This is a genomic window from Apilactobacillus kunkeei DSM 12361 = ATCC 700308 (assembly GCF_001281265.1).
GTDB classification, from domain to species: Bacteria; Bacillota; Bacilli; order Lactobacillales; family Lactobacillaceae; genus Apilactobacillus; species Apilactobacillus kunkeei.
Map to the genome: position 1 here is coordinate 77,558 of NZ_JXDB01000007.1, position 13,199 is coordinate 90,756.

Sequence of the window (13,199 nt, forward strand, 5' to 3'; positions counted from 1 at the left end):
AAAATACATTGCTTTTTCTAATTATTAGTTCTATACTCATAGCAACTTATAAAGATATGAGGTGTTGTTTATGAAATACGGGATTATTGGAGCAGGAGCAATGGGATACAGGTATGGTGTTTTATTGCAAGAGAATACTGGCGTGGAAGTAGATTTCATCGAAACCTGGGAACCTAACATTGAGAAGGTAAAGGAACAAGGTGGTGTTTACGTTTCACGTGACCACGAAAATAAACATTTAGTGCCGATTAATATCTTTTACCCAGAAGATTATAAAGGACATCCAGATGTTTGGATTATCTTCAAAAAACAAATGCAACTAGAAGAAGAACTTAAGCGAGATAGTGCTGCTGGAATCTTTCATGATGATCAATATGCTTTTTCTGCAATGAATGGAATGGGTCATTTTGACAAGATTGAAAAGTATTTTGATAAAGATAAAATTGTTTGTGGAACTGCAATGATTGCGACCGTCTTAAATGGACCTGGTGATGTTGACTTCATGGGACCAGTAAACGGTGAAGCAATGCATTTAGCACCATACAATGATAAAGAACCTGATGAAACTGTTAAGGCTCTATTTAATGACTTAAAAGAAGCGAAATTAGGACCAATCATGGCCGATAATTGGATTAATATGTGTATGACAAAAGTAGTGTTCAATGCTGTTGTTAATACTCTTTGTACAATGTTTGAAGTCCAAATGGGACAATTCATTCAATATCCCAAAGCACCTGAAATGGCTCGTCAATTATTTAACGAATCCTTTGATGCATGTGAAAGAGCAGGTATTTATATGGATGAAACAAGAGATGAACAAGTTCAATCAGTTATTGATACTAGTCACACTCTAAAATATCATTATCCTTCAATGTATCAAGACTTCTCGAAAGGTAGAGAAACAGAAGTTGATTACATTAATGGATATATTGCCAAATTAGGTAGAGAAAACGACTATGTATGTCGTACTCATGAATTTGTAGTAAATCAAGTTCATTTGGTTGAACAAATGAGACAATTCAAATGATCACACACAAAATATAATTGTTTTGTAATTATAAAAATGATAATATTATGTTGTAACAAAAATTTGGGAGTAGGTAGTTATGCGTAAAGTGCAGACGGAACGGAATGTGAACGTTTGACGAAAACTTAGGTTGCGATGTAACTGCCGCATTCGCCACAACTTTTTATAATATCAACTTTTTATAATTATATGAGTGGCAGCTCCACTAGGAGATGTCTTTTGATGAATGTTTCAACTTTATTCAGGGTTCCACGTATTAACGTTAGGGACGCCGCTACAATTGCTATTTTAATGGCAATGACTTATGTTTTAGGAAGAGTCGGTATACATACACCAATCGTTGTATTTACTTTCTCATTCTTAGCTACTGCTGTATTGGCTTCAATGTATGGACCAATCATAGCAGGAATCGTAGGTGGGGTATATGACGTATTCGTTACAATCTTAAGCGGTCAAATGTATTTGCCTGGATTTACAGTGTCAGCTGTTTTATCAGCTTTCATTTTTGGTTTATTTTTATACAAAAATGAAAAGTTCAGTCCATGGAAAGCCATTTTAGCTCAGTTGGTCATCACATTATTAGTAAATACTTTATTGAATACTCTATGGTTATCAATGTCAACATTGACAGCCGGATACAGTTTCAAGGTATTCTTAATGACTAGATTGATCAAACAACTTATTACAACACCAATCCAAATGGTGCTTCTAGTAGTTGTGCTAGGCAATCCAATTATGCAAAAGTTGATAAAATCTCGTTGGAAATAATTTAGATTTGGAGTGTAATTATGAGCACTATCTACGATTACCAGTTAACTGAAATGAATGGTCAATCCATCAATTTCGGTGATTTAAAGGGTAAAGTTATCTTAATAGTTAATACAGCTAGCAAGTGTGGTCTTGCTGGACAATTAAAAGATTTACAATACTTATATGATAAGTACAAGAATCAAGGACTTGTCTTAGTTGGTGTACCATCCAATCAATTCCACATGGAATTAAATAGTGATGAAAAGACCAGCGAATACTGTCAATTACATTATGGGGTTACATTTCCAATGGCTAAACAAGCAAAGGTAAATGGCAAAGATGAATTACCATTATTTACATACTTGAAGTCAGTATCTGGTAAAGGTCGTATTAAATTTAATTACACCAAATTCTTGATTAATAAGAATGGTGAATTCGTAAAACGTTACTCACCATTAAAGAATCCACGTAAAATTGAACAAGATATTATCAATGAACTAGATCAATAACTAAAAGCATCCGTTTCGGGTGCTTTTTTGTATAGATAAATCAATCATATACTAATGTTTACATGAATCATGATAAATATTATCATCCAGAACGCATTTATGAACACCATAAAAGAGGAAAATAATTATGATTGATTATGGATCAAGCTATGTAATACAAGGTTTAATTGCATTAATTTCTAAAGCATTATACTTATGATTTATAACGACAGCTGTGGTATTGATCATAGTTATAGCAATGTTATTTGTCAGAAATTACTTACGCGTACTAAAAGGAGAATATTAAATATAATAGTAGCATCCAAAAAGGATGCTTTTTTAATTCATATATTGATGGGGAATACAGAGAACACTTCTCAGTTTATTTAAAATTATCTACTTTACATAATATATATTATACGAAGTATACTTAAAAAGAAGAAGTAGCAATGATTCTCAATTTTCACATTTATTTATAACTTAATTTGATTTATATATTCTTGTAATATGTTTATGGTATGATTTGGATAAATTCTTTGGAGGTTTTATTTATATATGATTACCTTTAGAAATCTATCTGATAATAATGATTCAAGTTATTGGTTAGATCTTTATTCAGATTCGTTCCCAACTAACCAACGAATTGATTTCAACGATTTAACTAATATTGCCAATTCTAATGACTCCGTTCAAATGCTGCTAATTCAGTTAGACGCTCAAAATGTCGGCATTATTTATCTTGTCGATTTTCACGATCAAGCATTTATTTTATATCTTGCTATTGATGCTAATATGCGTGGTAACGGTTTAGGAAAATTAACTATAAAGGCCTTGAAATCAAGGTTTAAAGACGGTTTCATTCTGGAATCTGAGTCCATTTTAGTTGATTCTGCTAATCATAAACAACGAAATGCTAGATATCGTTTCTATACTAATAACGGTATGATTGATACTGACTTAGCAACCAAGGATTCTGATGACGAATTCCACCTACTTACTTCAAATAAGTATGCTGGTGTGGATCTATACAAGAAAGCTAACCAAATTCTTGGTTTAGATGTAGATGTAATTAAATACAATAAATAGAAAAAATAGGACGCTCTCTGCTGCACGTTTAAATGTTTATATGTATAGTTATACGTTTATGTGCAGTGTGTGGCGTCATAAATACATAAGATTATTTTGATAAGACTTATAATGATGGTTTTTAAGTTTCATATGATAGAATGCATTCATACTTGATTTTAAGGAGAAGCAAAATGAATGTTTTAAAGTTAAAAAAATCTACATATTTAATTATTGCGATAATAATTATATTGGTTGCGCTAGGAATCAGAAATACGATTGATAATGGTAAGTTCTACCAATTTACAAATAACAATGCTGGATTGCTTGTAAAAGCTGATGAAAACAAAAAAGTTATTTGGAAAATGGTAAATCAAGACTCAGATGTTACATATCTATATTTCAACAAGAATAACCAAGTATTAATTGCTGAAGACAACTCTGATCTAAATGGAATCTATAAGAATCCAAACAATTATAGTGATGATATCGGAACCTTTAAAAATAACGGTAGCGAAATTACTTTCAACATCAAGTACGACGAAGAACAAGTTAACATCAAACTTTACAATTTAAAGAAGGTTAGCGATAATAAATTTGTTGGTATTAGTGAAACTGACTCTGGTAGTACTTCATTTAAGAAGAACATCACAATTACCAAAGATGGTTATATTAAGTAAAAAAGGGCGTCTGCGTCTATTAAAAAAGCATTCCAAAATGGAATGCTTTTTATTTGTCATCGACTAATCTAAATTTGATTTTAGCCCCTACTTCTTGGGAACTATTAGCGTGATCAACTTTGACATTTAATTGTTTGAATGGGAAGGTTGCTTGCATATGAGTAACTCTATTAGACATATCAGGCATATTCTTCATTAATTCGTTAATATCCAATCTCTTAGTGTAGAAACGGACAAGTGCCCTAACCCAATTAATTCCGGTTGCTCTGCTTAAGAATATTGTTTCAGTTAAACGTAGTGGTCTAATACCAACATACTCTGATTCCCCCTTCTTATTTTGATTAAACAAGATTTGGACTAATCCAATCCAATTGGAACTTTGAATATGGGCTTTAGATTCTTCAATATCTCTTTGTAATGCTTCATCACCTAAGACATATGGCGTCTCGTATGCAGTTACATAATCTAAGTCACTCTTATTATTACTAATTAACTTTTCTGTTGAGATAAAGTAACTTTCATCTTGAGTCACAAAGAAGTTTAGTGCATAGGTAACATCCTTAGGTAAAACAACCCCTGTTTCTTGATCAGGTGGCAATACTTGAACGTTTAAACCAGTGTATTTCTTTAATTGTTTTAGTAGGAAATGTCTGTTTCCTGGAATGAATACTCTAACTGGTTTTTCCAGTTCAATAATATTTAGAATTGCCCCTAATTGAATTGGTTCAATATATTGCTTATCACTAATTTGTGGACTTAGTGATAATGCATTTGGATTGTTATTCATGACAATTGTCTTGTAACCGATTCTGTGTAGTTGGATTAACATTTCAGCTGTGTAGTAATCAGCAGCTGTATTAGGACCTAGCTTGTTTCCACCACGACCGATTACTAGAGCGGTCTTTTCTGATTCTTGACTAGATTCGTTTTCAATTTCATAACTACTGTAGAAAGAACGAATGTTTTGATCAAATTCACCAGCTGAAGGTTCAATTGCCTTATATGTTGGGTATTCACCAGCAGCGTGATATAACTCTCTAACTTTTTCGATTGGTTGATGCCATGTTTCAGCCATCATACCATCACCAAAGCCATGATCATGAGCAACTTCAATGGTTCTTAGTTTCATTGGTTCTTTAATGATTAGTTCTTCAACATCCAATAATTCCTTTAGCTTGTAGAAATAGAATTGGTTAATCTTGGTTAATTCCTCTAATTCATCTACTTGGTAACCACGTCTTAGCGCTTCAATTAATACTAATAAACGGTCTGACTTAGGGTGAATCAATTGACTGATTAATTCATCACTACTGATTTCGTACATGCTTGGTAGAACATCACGAGGTGAGAATTGAGAACTACGCAAAGCTTTTAACATTGCTTCTTCAACAGTTCTACCTACCCCAATGGTTGAACCAACAGACTTCATTGTAGTATTTAGATGTTGATTAGCTTCTGGAACATTATCAAATGGCCATACTGGCATCTTAATTACCACGTGGTCTAATGTTGGTTCCATGATGGGTGTTAAACGGTGATAGTTAGCGTGTAATTGAATCTCTGGTAATGAATTACCTAGTAAAAGATTTGTACATACATAAACTAATGGATAACCTGTAGATCTCGCAGCTAGTGCTGAACTACTGTTAATCAACGGATTAATTTTTGTGATGTAGTAATTACTACCATCGTTAGGATCTAGGGCAAATTGAATATGACATAAACCAACGATATTCAATAAGTCCATCATCTTAAACGTTGCAGTTCTTAGACTTTGGTACTCAATATCGCCCAGTGTTTGAACTGGAGAAATTACGATTGAATCACCAGAATGGACACCAACAGCATCAATATTTTCCAAACCACTAATTAGAATCTTGGTATTGGTTTGATCTCTAACCGCAACAGTTTCAATTTGTTTGTAACCAACGATGCTCTTTTCAATGATACATACGCTGTCGTCTTTAAATTCGTCTTCTAACATGTCAGAAAGTTCTTCAGCATTATTACAGATGATTCTTTCGGTACTTTCCTTATGGCTAACTTTTTTGATGTTAACTGGGAAACCAATTTCTCGAACGACTTCAAATGCTTCGGATTCACTTCTAACTATTTTAGAAGGTACTGCTGGTTCATCGATACTATTAATAGCAATCTTCATCTTATCTGGATTATTAATAACCTTTAAAGACTCTTTAGAGATCCCTAAAACACGGACTCCTAAATCACTTAGAATTCCTTGGTTTAATAGTTCCTGTGTAACGTGAATTGCTCTTAATCCCCCAGCGATTGGAATAATTGCATCAGGAGATTCCTTCTTAATTACATCAAGAACATTTTTTAAATTAATTTCTTTTATAAATACATTAGCCGGTTGAACTTCTGAAAGTGTAAGTGAAAAAGGATTATTATCAATCACTAGAACTTGAACGCCATTTTTCTTTAAGGCTGTCATCATTTGAAATGCAGCAGCATCAAGCTCAGTTTCATTACCAATTTTAGAAGGTCCACCACCTAAAATTAATACCTTCTTGATTTTATTATCTATCATTAGTTATCTCCTTTGTGAGCTAACGTTTTCTAGAAATTCTTCAAACAAGTCTGCACTGTCTTGTGGACCAGGTCCACCATCTGGTGAGAATTGAACAGAAAAAGCAGGATAATCACGATGTCTGATACCTTGGACAGTACCATTAACTAAATCAACATATGTAATCAATAATTGATCATGGATGATTGATTTAGGATCAACAGCGTATCCTTCGCTTTGTGATGCATAGATGATTTGATTAGTAATAACTTGTCTAATTGGATGATTACTACCATGATGTTCACCGTCTAATTTGTAAACATTGGCATCATTGGCTAATGCAAACAATTCATGTCCTAATCCCATCGCAAACATTGGGATTTCTTTTTGGACCTCTCTAATCATCTGTAAAACAGAATCTGGTAAATCTCTTGGAGAACCAGGTCCAGTTGATAAAACAACACCATCAGGGTCTAAATCAAAGATTTCCTGACTAGTTGTTTCAAATGGCATCACAATAACGTTACAATCAAGGTCAGCCAATTTACGTAAAATACCGTATTTAAGACCGAAATCAATCAATACAATATTGTATCCATCACCAGTATTTGGAAATGGCGCCTTGGTAGATACTTGATTTACTTGTTGATTAGTAAGAACCGTTGCATGAAGTTGATCAAAAGCATGTTCATCATCCATATCAACAATACTTGCCTTCATTGTTTGTTTTCGATTTAAGCGACGTGTTAATTCTCTAGTATCGATTCCCGCAATACCAGGAATGTTATGTTGCTTTAGGAATAAATCTAAGTTTAAGTTTCCTAATCTATTGGTAGAAATATTGGAGTATTCTTTAACAACTACCCCTTTTGAATTTGTCACAATTGCTTCAAAGCTTTTGTGGTTAATTCCTGTATTACCAATAGATGGCTGTGTAAACACAATGATTTGATTATGGTAAATTTGATTTGTTATAACTTCTTGATAGCCTAACATATTAGAATTTACAATAATTTCTCCAGTTGTGGTTGCTTCAGCTCCGAAGGCTTTACCTTTATATGAAGTTCCATCTTCTAATATTAAATATCTAGTGGTCATAACAACAATCTCCTTAAATATTTTATTTAAGAGTTACTTTTCATCAATTTCAACAGAATCTTGATCATCGATTTCATCAACTTGAACATTGATGATTTCTTGTTTTGAAGTTGGAATGTTCTTACCAACAAAGTCAGCTCTAATTGGTAATTCACGGTGTCCACGATCAACTAATACAGCTAATCTGATGTTCTTTGGACGACCTAATTCAGCAATTGCTGATAATGCAGCGTTAATAGTTCTACCAGTAAATAAAACGTCATCAACTAAGATGATGTTTTTGTCCTTTAATGAAACAGCTTCATCAGAAAGAACTGCTGGTTCGTTGTCAGTGTGTTGAATATCATCACGATACTTTGTAACGTCGATCCCAACTACAGGAACTTCTTTATTTTCAAGCTTTTGTAAACGATTAGCAATGCGTTTAGCAAGGTAAATACCACGAGTCTTAATACCAACTAATACTAGGTTATTTACCCCCTTATTTTTTTCAATAATTTCGTAAGTAATACGAGTTAACGCTCTTTGCATGGCCATTTTATCAACAACGACTTTACTCATTACAAATCCTCCTATTTTTGATTGTATTTATTTCTTAATTTAGTAATTGTTTGTTCAAAAATTTCTGGCAATGGTGTTTCAAAAATCATTTGTTCGTTTGTCTTTGGGTGAACAAAGCCTAATTTCTTAGCATGTAAAAATTGACCATTACCCTTTAAAGTGTTCTTGGGTCCGTATAGAGGATCTCCAGCAAGTGGATGACCAATATACTTCATATGAACTCTAATTTGGTGAGTACGACCTGTTTCTAATACACATGAAACAAGTGTATATTCTCCACCGAAGCGTTCTAAAACCTTAAAATGAGTAACGGCGTTCTTTCCATCATCTACGATTGCCTGTTTTTTACGGTCTTTTTTAGATCTACCAATTGGGGCGTTAATAACGCCACTATTTTCTTTGATATTTCCATGTACTAATGCAATATATTCACGAATGTTTGATTTATCCTTTAATTGTTTGGACAAAGATTCATGAGCATAATTATTCTTAGCAACCATTAATAGACCAGATGTATCTTTATCAATTCTATGAACGATTCCTGGTCTATAGGTTCCATTAATTGTTGAAAGTGGTGAATGATAAAGTAATGCATTCACTAATGTATGGTCAGGATGACCTGGAGAAGGATGAACAACCATTCCTTGCGGCTTATTGACGACAATTACATCATCATCCTCATATACAATATCAATGTTGATGTTTTCCGGTTCCACGTTCATTGTTTCTGGTTCAGGAATGATTACCTGAATTACCTCACCGTCTTTAACATCGTATTTTGCCTTTTTCTTTTGTCCATCTACCAAGACTAATCCATCTTCAATCAAACTTTTGGCTCTTGAACGACTTAAATCATCAACGTTATCAGTTAATGATTTATCTAGTCGAACATGCCCCTTTGTGACTGTATAAGTTACTGTATCTTTAATCTAAATCACCATCTCTTAATATTGCAAAAAATAACAAGATAATTCCAAATGTAATGCAGATATCTGCGAAGTTAAACACTGGGAAATTAATAAAATCAACTTGGAACATATCAACTACATAACCTTGTAAGAAACGGTTAATGAAGTTACCTAAAATTCCAGCTAATAAGATTGTTGTACTTGTTAAATAAAGCTTTCTACCCTCTAATTTTATCATAAAATAAACAATCGCTACGACTGCTACTAAGGTAATAATGGAAAATAACCATTGTTGGCCTTCCAAGATACTCCAAGCAGCACCACTATTATGCAGATTAGTAATTGATAATACTCCTGGGATGATTGTTGTACTTGATGTTTCTGAAATGTTTGCAGAAATCCAAATTTTGATTGCTTGATCAATTCCAACAAGAGCACATAGGCTAATTAAAATATATACAATTGGCATTGAAAAACTCCTTTAGAATAGCCCTGTAATCTTACCATCATTATCAATATCCATGTCTAAAGCTGCTGGATGTGATGGTAAACCAGGCATTGTTAGAATCTTACCAGTTAATACAACGATGAAACCGGCACCTAGTTTAGGTTGGATGTCAGAAACATTAATTGAGAAGTCAACTGGTGCTCCTAACTCTTTAGCATTATCAGTGAATGAGTATTGTGTCTTAGCGACACAGATTGGTAATTTGTCCCAACCATTTTTAACTAGTTTCTTTAATTGTGTCTTAGCTTTATTACTTAATACAACACCATTTCCACCATAAATTTTAGTAACGATAGCATTTAACTTGTCCATAAATTCATCATCGTTGTTGTATAGCGGTTTAAATTCTTGATTGTTGTCACATACATCAACTAATTCTTCAGCTAATTCAGTTGCACCTGCTCCACCATTTTCCCATACAGTTGTATTGAATGGTTTTACACCTTGTTCTTTGATGTAATCGTTTAATGCGTTAATTTCTTTTTCAGTATCGCTGGTAAATTCATTTACAGCAACTACAACTGGTTTGTTGTATTGCTTCATGTTAGCAATGTGTCTACCTAAGTTCTTAGCACCCTTTAGCAATGCACCTACGTTTTCTTGATCTAAGTCGTTCTTGTTAACTCCACCATTTAGCTTTAATGCTCTAACAGTAGCAACAATAACAATCGCATCTGGACGTTTTCCTAACTTTTCAGATGTAATGTCTAGGAACTTTTCTCCACCTAAATCTGCACCGAAACCAGCTTCGGTAATTGCGTAATCCGCATGTTGAATGGCTGCTTTAGTAGCTAAAATACTGTTACAACCATGAGCGATATTAGCAAAAGGGCCACCATGAATGAATGCTGGAGTGTGTTCTAGTGTTTGAACTAAGTTTGGCTTGATTGCATCTTTTAATAGTAATGCTAATGCACCAGTAACACCCAAGTCATTAACAGTAACTGGTTGTCTATCGTAGTTGTAACCAATTAGGATTTTACCTAATTTTTCTTTTAAGTCGTTTAAATCTTCACTCAAACATAAAACTGCCATGATTTCACTTGCGACAGTAATGTCAAAACCATCTTCACGAGGGACACCAGATGTACGTCCACCCAATCCAACGATTACGTTTCTTAATTCTCGGTCGTTAATGTCAACGACTCTCTTCCAGGTAATTGTTCTAGGATCAATGTTTAACTTGTTACCATGATGAATGTGATTATCAATTAGTGCTGATAATGTGTCATGTGCTTCAGTAATAGCAGGAAAGTCACCTGTAAAGAAAAGGTTAATATCTTCCATTGGTGCTACTTGAGCGTATCCACCACCAGTTGCACCACCTTTAATTCCCATAACAGGTCCAAGTGATGGTTCTCTTAGCGCAATTGCTACAGACTTATTAATTCTGTGGAATGCGTCACCTAAACCAATGGTTAAAGTAGTTTTACCTTCACCAGCAGCAGTTGGATTAATTGATGTTACTAAAATCAGTTTACCGTTTTTTGAACCGGAAAATGGTAGGTTGATTTTCGCTTTATATTTACCATAAGGATCCATTTGATCGTCACTTATATTTAAACTTGATGCAATTTCGCTAATGTTTTTTAACTCAGCTGATTGTGAAATTTCAATATCTGTTTTCATGGTAAGAACATCTCCTAGAATTATGTAATTTATTTTTTAAGTAAGTTGCTTAGCTCAATTATTGAATTGACAGGCAATAGCAATCTATAGTGCTTTTTGTTAACTTCGATGTCAGCAGTATGCTTAGAGAAACGAACGTTATCAATATCGCTAATATTTGCTTCCAACCATTTTGGATTCATTAGCTTACTTACTGTTATTTTATCATCTTCAATGGTAATTCTTCTAAAAATAATTTGAAAAATCGCAAATAAGAAGAATACTAAAAAGAAAAAGATTGTAATCCATTGAATCACTGTTACTTCAAGCCAGAAAATAATTCCAATAAATAAAAGAGCAAAAGTCCATGCCCAAGTAATTACGGTATACAAAGGTTCTGGCTGGTATAAAAAAGTTCGTTTTTGGGTTATCATTAAGTAAAACCTTCCTTTGGAGAATTAGATTATGTTTAAATTATACACTGATGCGGCCACAATGAACAATTCTGGGAACAGTTCTTGTGGAATTTTAATTGTTCATGATAGTGAACAATACCAAAAAAAACTTAAATTAAATTCAAAAGACAATCATGAAGCAGAGTTCGAAGCTTGCCTACTCGGCTTTAAGGCGATTTCACCATTAACCAATAAGGACTCAATCATTGTTTATTATACAGACAGTAAAATTGTTCATGAAAGTTTAGAAAAACAATATGCTAAACACTATCAAGAATATGTTGATCAAATTCTAGAAGAACAGTCCAAGTACAGCATGGTAATTAATAATTGGATTCCAGATACAAAAAATGAAGGTGCCCATAATCTTGCGACACAGGCCCTTCACTTATTTTACTAATTTAATATAATTTTCAATTGGCTTGCGATATTCATCGATATCGTAATCTACTTTATCAGCAATAATTTCTGCTAAAATCTTACCTACTAAAGGTCCAGTTGTTAAACCAGATGATCCTAGTCCACTGCCGACTAGGATTTTTTCATATCCGGGGATGCGTCCAAAGAATGGAGCGAAATCTGAGGTATATGCTCTAGTTCCAATTTTTACTCTAATTAGGTTTTCAGCATTAATTTGATTAGACATGCTGTGTGCACTGTTCAATAGTGCATCAATAATATCCGAATCAGCAGATAAATCGAATCCCTTATCATTTTCATGACTAGCTCCCACAATTAAGCGTCCATTACCTAATGGGATGAAATCTGATTCACCTTCAGGCATTACAACTGGCATATCGACGTTAGCACCAAGAATTTGAGTGGTAGATAACTCAATTAATTGTCCCTTTTGTGGTCTAACATCAACATCTAAAGGAAGTTGTCTTAGTATATCCTTTGTCCAAGCACCAGTTGCTAAGATGATATTATCAAATTCTAGGAAGTGTCCGTCTAATTCGACATTACCATCTTTATTAATTGATACAGGTTGTTTGATTATTGTTAAATTCTTGTTTTTAGCAATCTTGGTCAAATGACTGGCGTATTTATCACCATTCAATCTAGCACCACCTGACACGAATACACCAGGATAGGAATTATCGATAATCGGAACGAATCTCATCACTTCGTCTGCAGTTAATTCTTTGATTTCACCAATTGTATCGGTCTCATCACGACGTTCTTCAGCTAATTGATAAAGTTCCTTTAGTTTTTCAGAATCTTCACGCGTAATAATGGTCCCACATTGGTTATAAATACTCTCAGGCATTTTTGATTCCTTAGATATTTGTTTTAACAATGTTGCCCCATCACGGGCTAAGTTATACCATTTTTTGTTTCTTCTCTTTGATAACCATGGTGAGATGATACCTGCAGCTGCTTTTGTTGCTTGACCGTTACCATCATCAAACATGGTTACTTCAAAATCATTACCAGAATCTAGTTGGCTTAAGAAATAAGCAGCAGTTGATCCGACAATTCCGCCACCAATAATAGCTATTTTCTTGGTCAATATATACA

General features: G+C 33.7%; 14 protein-coding genes and 1 riboswitch. Of the genes, 6 read left to right on the forward strand and 8 right to left on the reverse strand.

The window, feature by feature from the left end; genetic code table 11:
* The first annotated feature begins 70 nt into the window (after positions 1-70).
* The 5 genes from RZ79_RS03220 to RZ79_RS03240 all read left to right on the forward strand — a co-directional run bounded on the left by RZ79_RS03220 (position 71) and on the right by RZ79_RS03240 (position 4,010).
* A complete protein-coding gene (locus tag RZ79_RS03220; RefSeq protein WP_054449933.1) occupies positions 71-1,027 on the forward strand; it encodes a ketopantoate reductase family protein in 957 nt (318 codons plus the stop codon).
* A gap of 63 nt (positions 1,028-1,090) precedes the next feature.
* Positions 1,091-1,185, forward strand: a riboswitch (THF riboswitch).
* Between the two features lie 64 nt (positions 1,186-1,249).
* A complete protein-coding gene (locus tag RZ79_RS03225) occupies positions 1,250-1,795 on the forward strand; it encodes a folate family ECF transporter S component (protein WP_054449935.1) in 546 nt (181 codons plus the stop codon).
* A gap of 20 nt (positions 1,796-1,815) precedes the next feature.
* Positions 1,816-2,286, forward strand: coding sequence for a glutathione peroxidase (locus RZ79_RS03230; RefSeq protein ID WP_053792677.1), 471 nt, complete (start codon positions 1,816-1,818; stop codon positions 2,284-2,286).
* A 534-nt stretch (positions 2,287-2,820) separates the two neighbouring features.
* Positions 2,821-3,351 (forward strand): GNAT family N-acetyltransferase, encoded by a 531-nt coding sequence (locus RZ79_RS03235; protein ID WP_054449937.1) that lies wholly within the window; start codon positions 2,821-2,823, stop codon positions 3,349-3,351.
* 173 nt (positions 3,352-3,524) lie between these two features.
* Complete coding sequence (locus RZ79_RS03240; RefSeq protein WP_054449939.1) at positions 3,525-4,010, forward strand: hypothetical protein; 486 nt, start codon at positions 3,525-3,527, stop codon at positions 4,008-4,010.
* 49 nt (positions 4,011-4,059) lie between these two features.
* On the opposite strand, the gene RZ79_RS03245 is transcribed toward RZ79_RS03240, so the two are convergent.
* The 7 genes from RZ79_RS03245 to RZ79_RS03275 are packed head-to-tail and all read right to left on the reverse strand — an operon-like array spanning position 4,060 to position 11,657.
* A complete protein-coding gene (locus tag RZ79_RS03245) occupies positions 4,060-6,561 on the reverse strand; it encodes a carbamoyl phosphate synthase preATP-grasp domain-containing protein (protein ID WP_054449941.1) in 2,502 nt (833 codons plus the stop codon).
* 3 nt (positions 6,562-6,564) lie between these two features.
* A complete protein-coding gene (locus RZ79_RS03250; protein ID WP_041152254.1) occupies positions 6,565-7,638 on the reverse strand; it encodes a carbamoyl phosphate synthase small subunit in 1,074 nt (357 codons plus the stop codon).
* Between the two features lie 33 nt (positions 7,639-7,671).
* A complete protein-coding gene (gene pyrR, locus RZ79_RS03255; protein ID WP_034531143.1) occupies positions 7,672-8,199 on the reverse strand; it encodes a bifunctional pyr operon transcriptional regulator/uracil phosphoribosyltransferase PyrR in 528 nt (175 codons plus the stop codon).
* Between the two features lie 11 nt (positions 8,200-8,210).
* Entirely contained in the window at positions 8,211-9,128 is a 918-nt protein-coding gene (locus tag RZ79_RS03260; RefSeq protein WP_053795403.1) for an RluA family pseudouridine synthase, read from the reverse strand.
* Entirely contained in the window at positions 9,124-9,576 is a 453-nt protein-coding gene (lspA, locus tag RZ79_RS03265) for a signal peptidase II (protein WP_054449944.1), read from the reverse strand. Before lspA ends, RZ79_RS03260 begins: the two co-directional genes overlap by 5 nt.
* A gap of 12 nt (positions 9,577-9,588) precedes the next feature.
* Positions 9,589-11,244, reverse strand: coding sequence for a formate--tetrahydrofolate ligase (locus RZ79_RS03270; protein WP_054449946.1), 1,656 nt, complete (start codon positions 11,242-11,244; stop codon positions 9,589-9,591).
* A 29-nt stretch (positions 11,245-11,273) separates the two neighbouring features.
* A complete protein-coding gene (locus RZ79_RS03275) occupies positions 11,274-11,657 on the reverse strand; it encodes an EbsA family protein (protein WP_054449948.1) in 384 nt (127 codons plus the stop codon).
* Positions 11,658-11,688: 31 nt separating this feature from the next.
* Between RZ79_RS03275 and RZ79_RS03280 the strand changes: the two genes are divergently transcribed.
* Positions 11,689-12,078 (forward strand): ribonuclease HI family protein, encoded by a 390-nt coding sequence (locus RZ79_RS03280; protein ID WP_054449949.1) that lies wholly within the window; start codon positions 11,689-11,691, stop codon positions 12,076-12,078.
* Here RZ79_RS03280 and RZ79_RS03285 read toward each other — a convergent pair.
* Entirely contained in the window at positions 12,067-13,191 is a 1,125-nt protein-coding gene (locus tag RZ79_RS03285) for an NAD(P)/FAD-dependent oxidoreductase (RefSeq protein ID WP_054449950.1), read from the reverse strand. The two genes, RZ79_RS03280 and RZ79_RS03285, sit on opposite strands and share 12 nt — an antisense overlap.
* Positions 13,192-13,199: the final 8 nt, after the last annotated feature.

What these genes read in the sequence shown, in the direction of transcription:
- RZ79_RS03220 (WP_054449933.1), top strand. Translation starts at nt 71, where the DNA reads ATGAAATACGGGATTATTGGAGCAGGAGCAATGGGATACAGGTATGGT.
- RZ79_RS03240 (WP_054449939.1), top strand. Translation starts at nt 3,525, where the DNA reads ATGAATGTTTTAAAGTTAAAAAAATCTACATATTTAATTATTGCGATA.
- pyrR (WP_034531143.1), bottom strand. Translation starts at nt 8,199, where the DNA reads ATGAGTAAAGTCGTTGTTGATAAAATGGCCATGCAAAGAGCGTTAACT.
- RZ79_RS03235 (WP_054449937.1), top strand. Translation starts at nt 2,821, where the DNA reads ATGATTACCTTTAGAAATCTATCTGATAATAATGATTCAAGTTATTGG.
- RZ79_RS03245 (WP_054449941.1), bottom strand. Translation starts at nt 6,561, where the DNA reads ATGATAGATAATAAAATCAAGAAGGTATTAATTTTAGGTGGTGGACCT.
- RZ79_RS03250 (WP_041152254.1), bottom strand. Translation starts at nt 7,638, where the DNA reads ATGACCACTAGATATTTAATATTAGAAGATGGAACTTCATATAAAGGT.
- RZ79_RS03270 (WP_054449946.1), bottom strand. Translation starts at nt 11,244, where the DNA reads ATGAAAACAGATATTGAAATTTCACAATCAGCTGAGTTAAAAAACATT.
- RZ79_RS03275 (WP_054449948.1), bottom strand. Translation starts at nt 11,657, where the DNA reads ATGATAACCCAAAAACGAACTTTTTTATACCAGCCAGAACCTTTGTAT.
- RZ79_RS03280 (WP_054449949.1), top strand. Translation starts at nt 11,689, where the DNA reads ATGTTTAAATTATACACTGATGCGGCCACAATGAACAATTCTGGGAAC.
- RZ79_RS03225 (WP_054449935.1), top strand. Translation starts at nt 1,250, where the DNA reads ATGAATGTTTCAACTTTATTCAGGGTTCCACGTATTAACGTTAGGGAC.
- lspA (WP_054449944.1), bottom strand. Translation starts at nt 9,576, where the DNA reads ATGCCAATTGTATATATTTTAATTAGCCTATGTGCTCTTGTTGGAATT.
- RZ79_RS03230 (WP_053792677.1), top strand. Translation starts at nt 1,816, where the DNA reads ATGAGCACTATCTACGATTACCAGTTAACTGAAATGAATGGTCAATCC.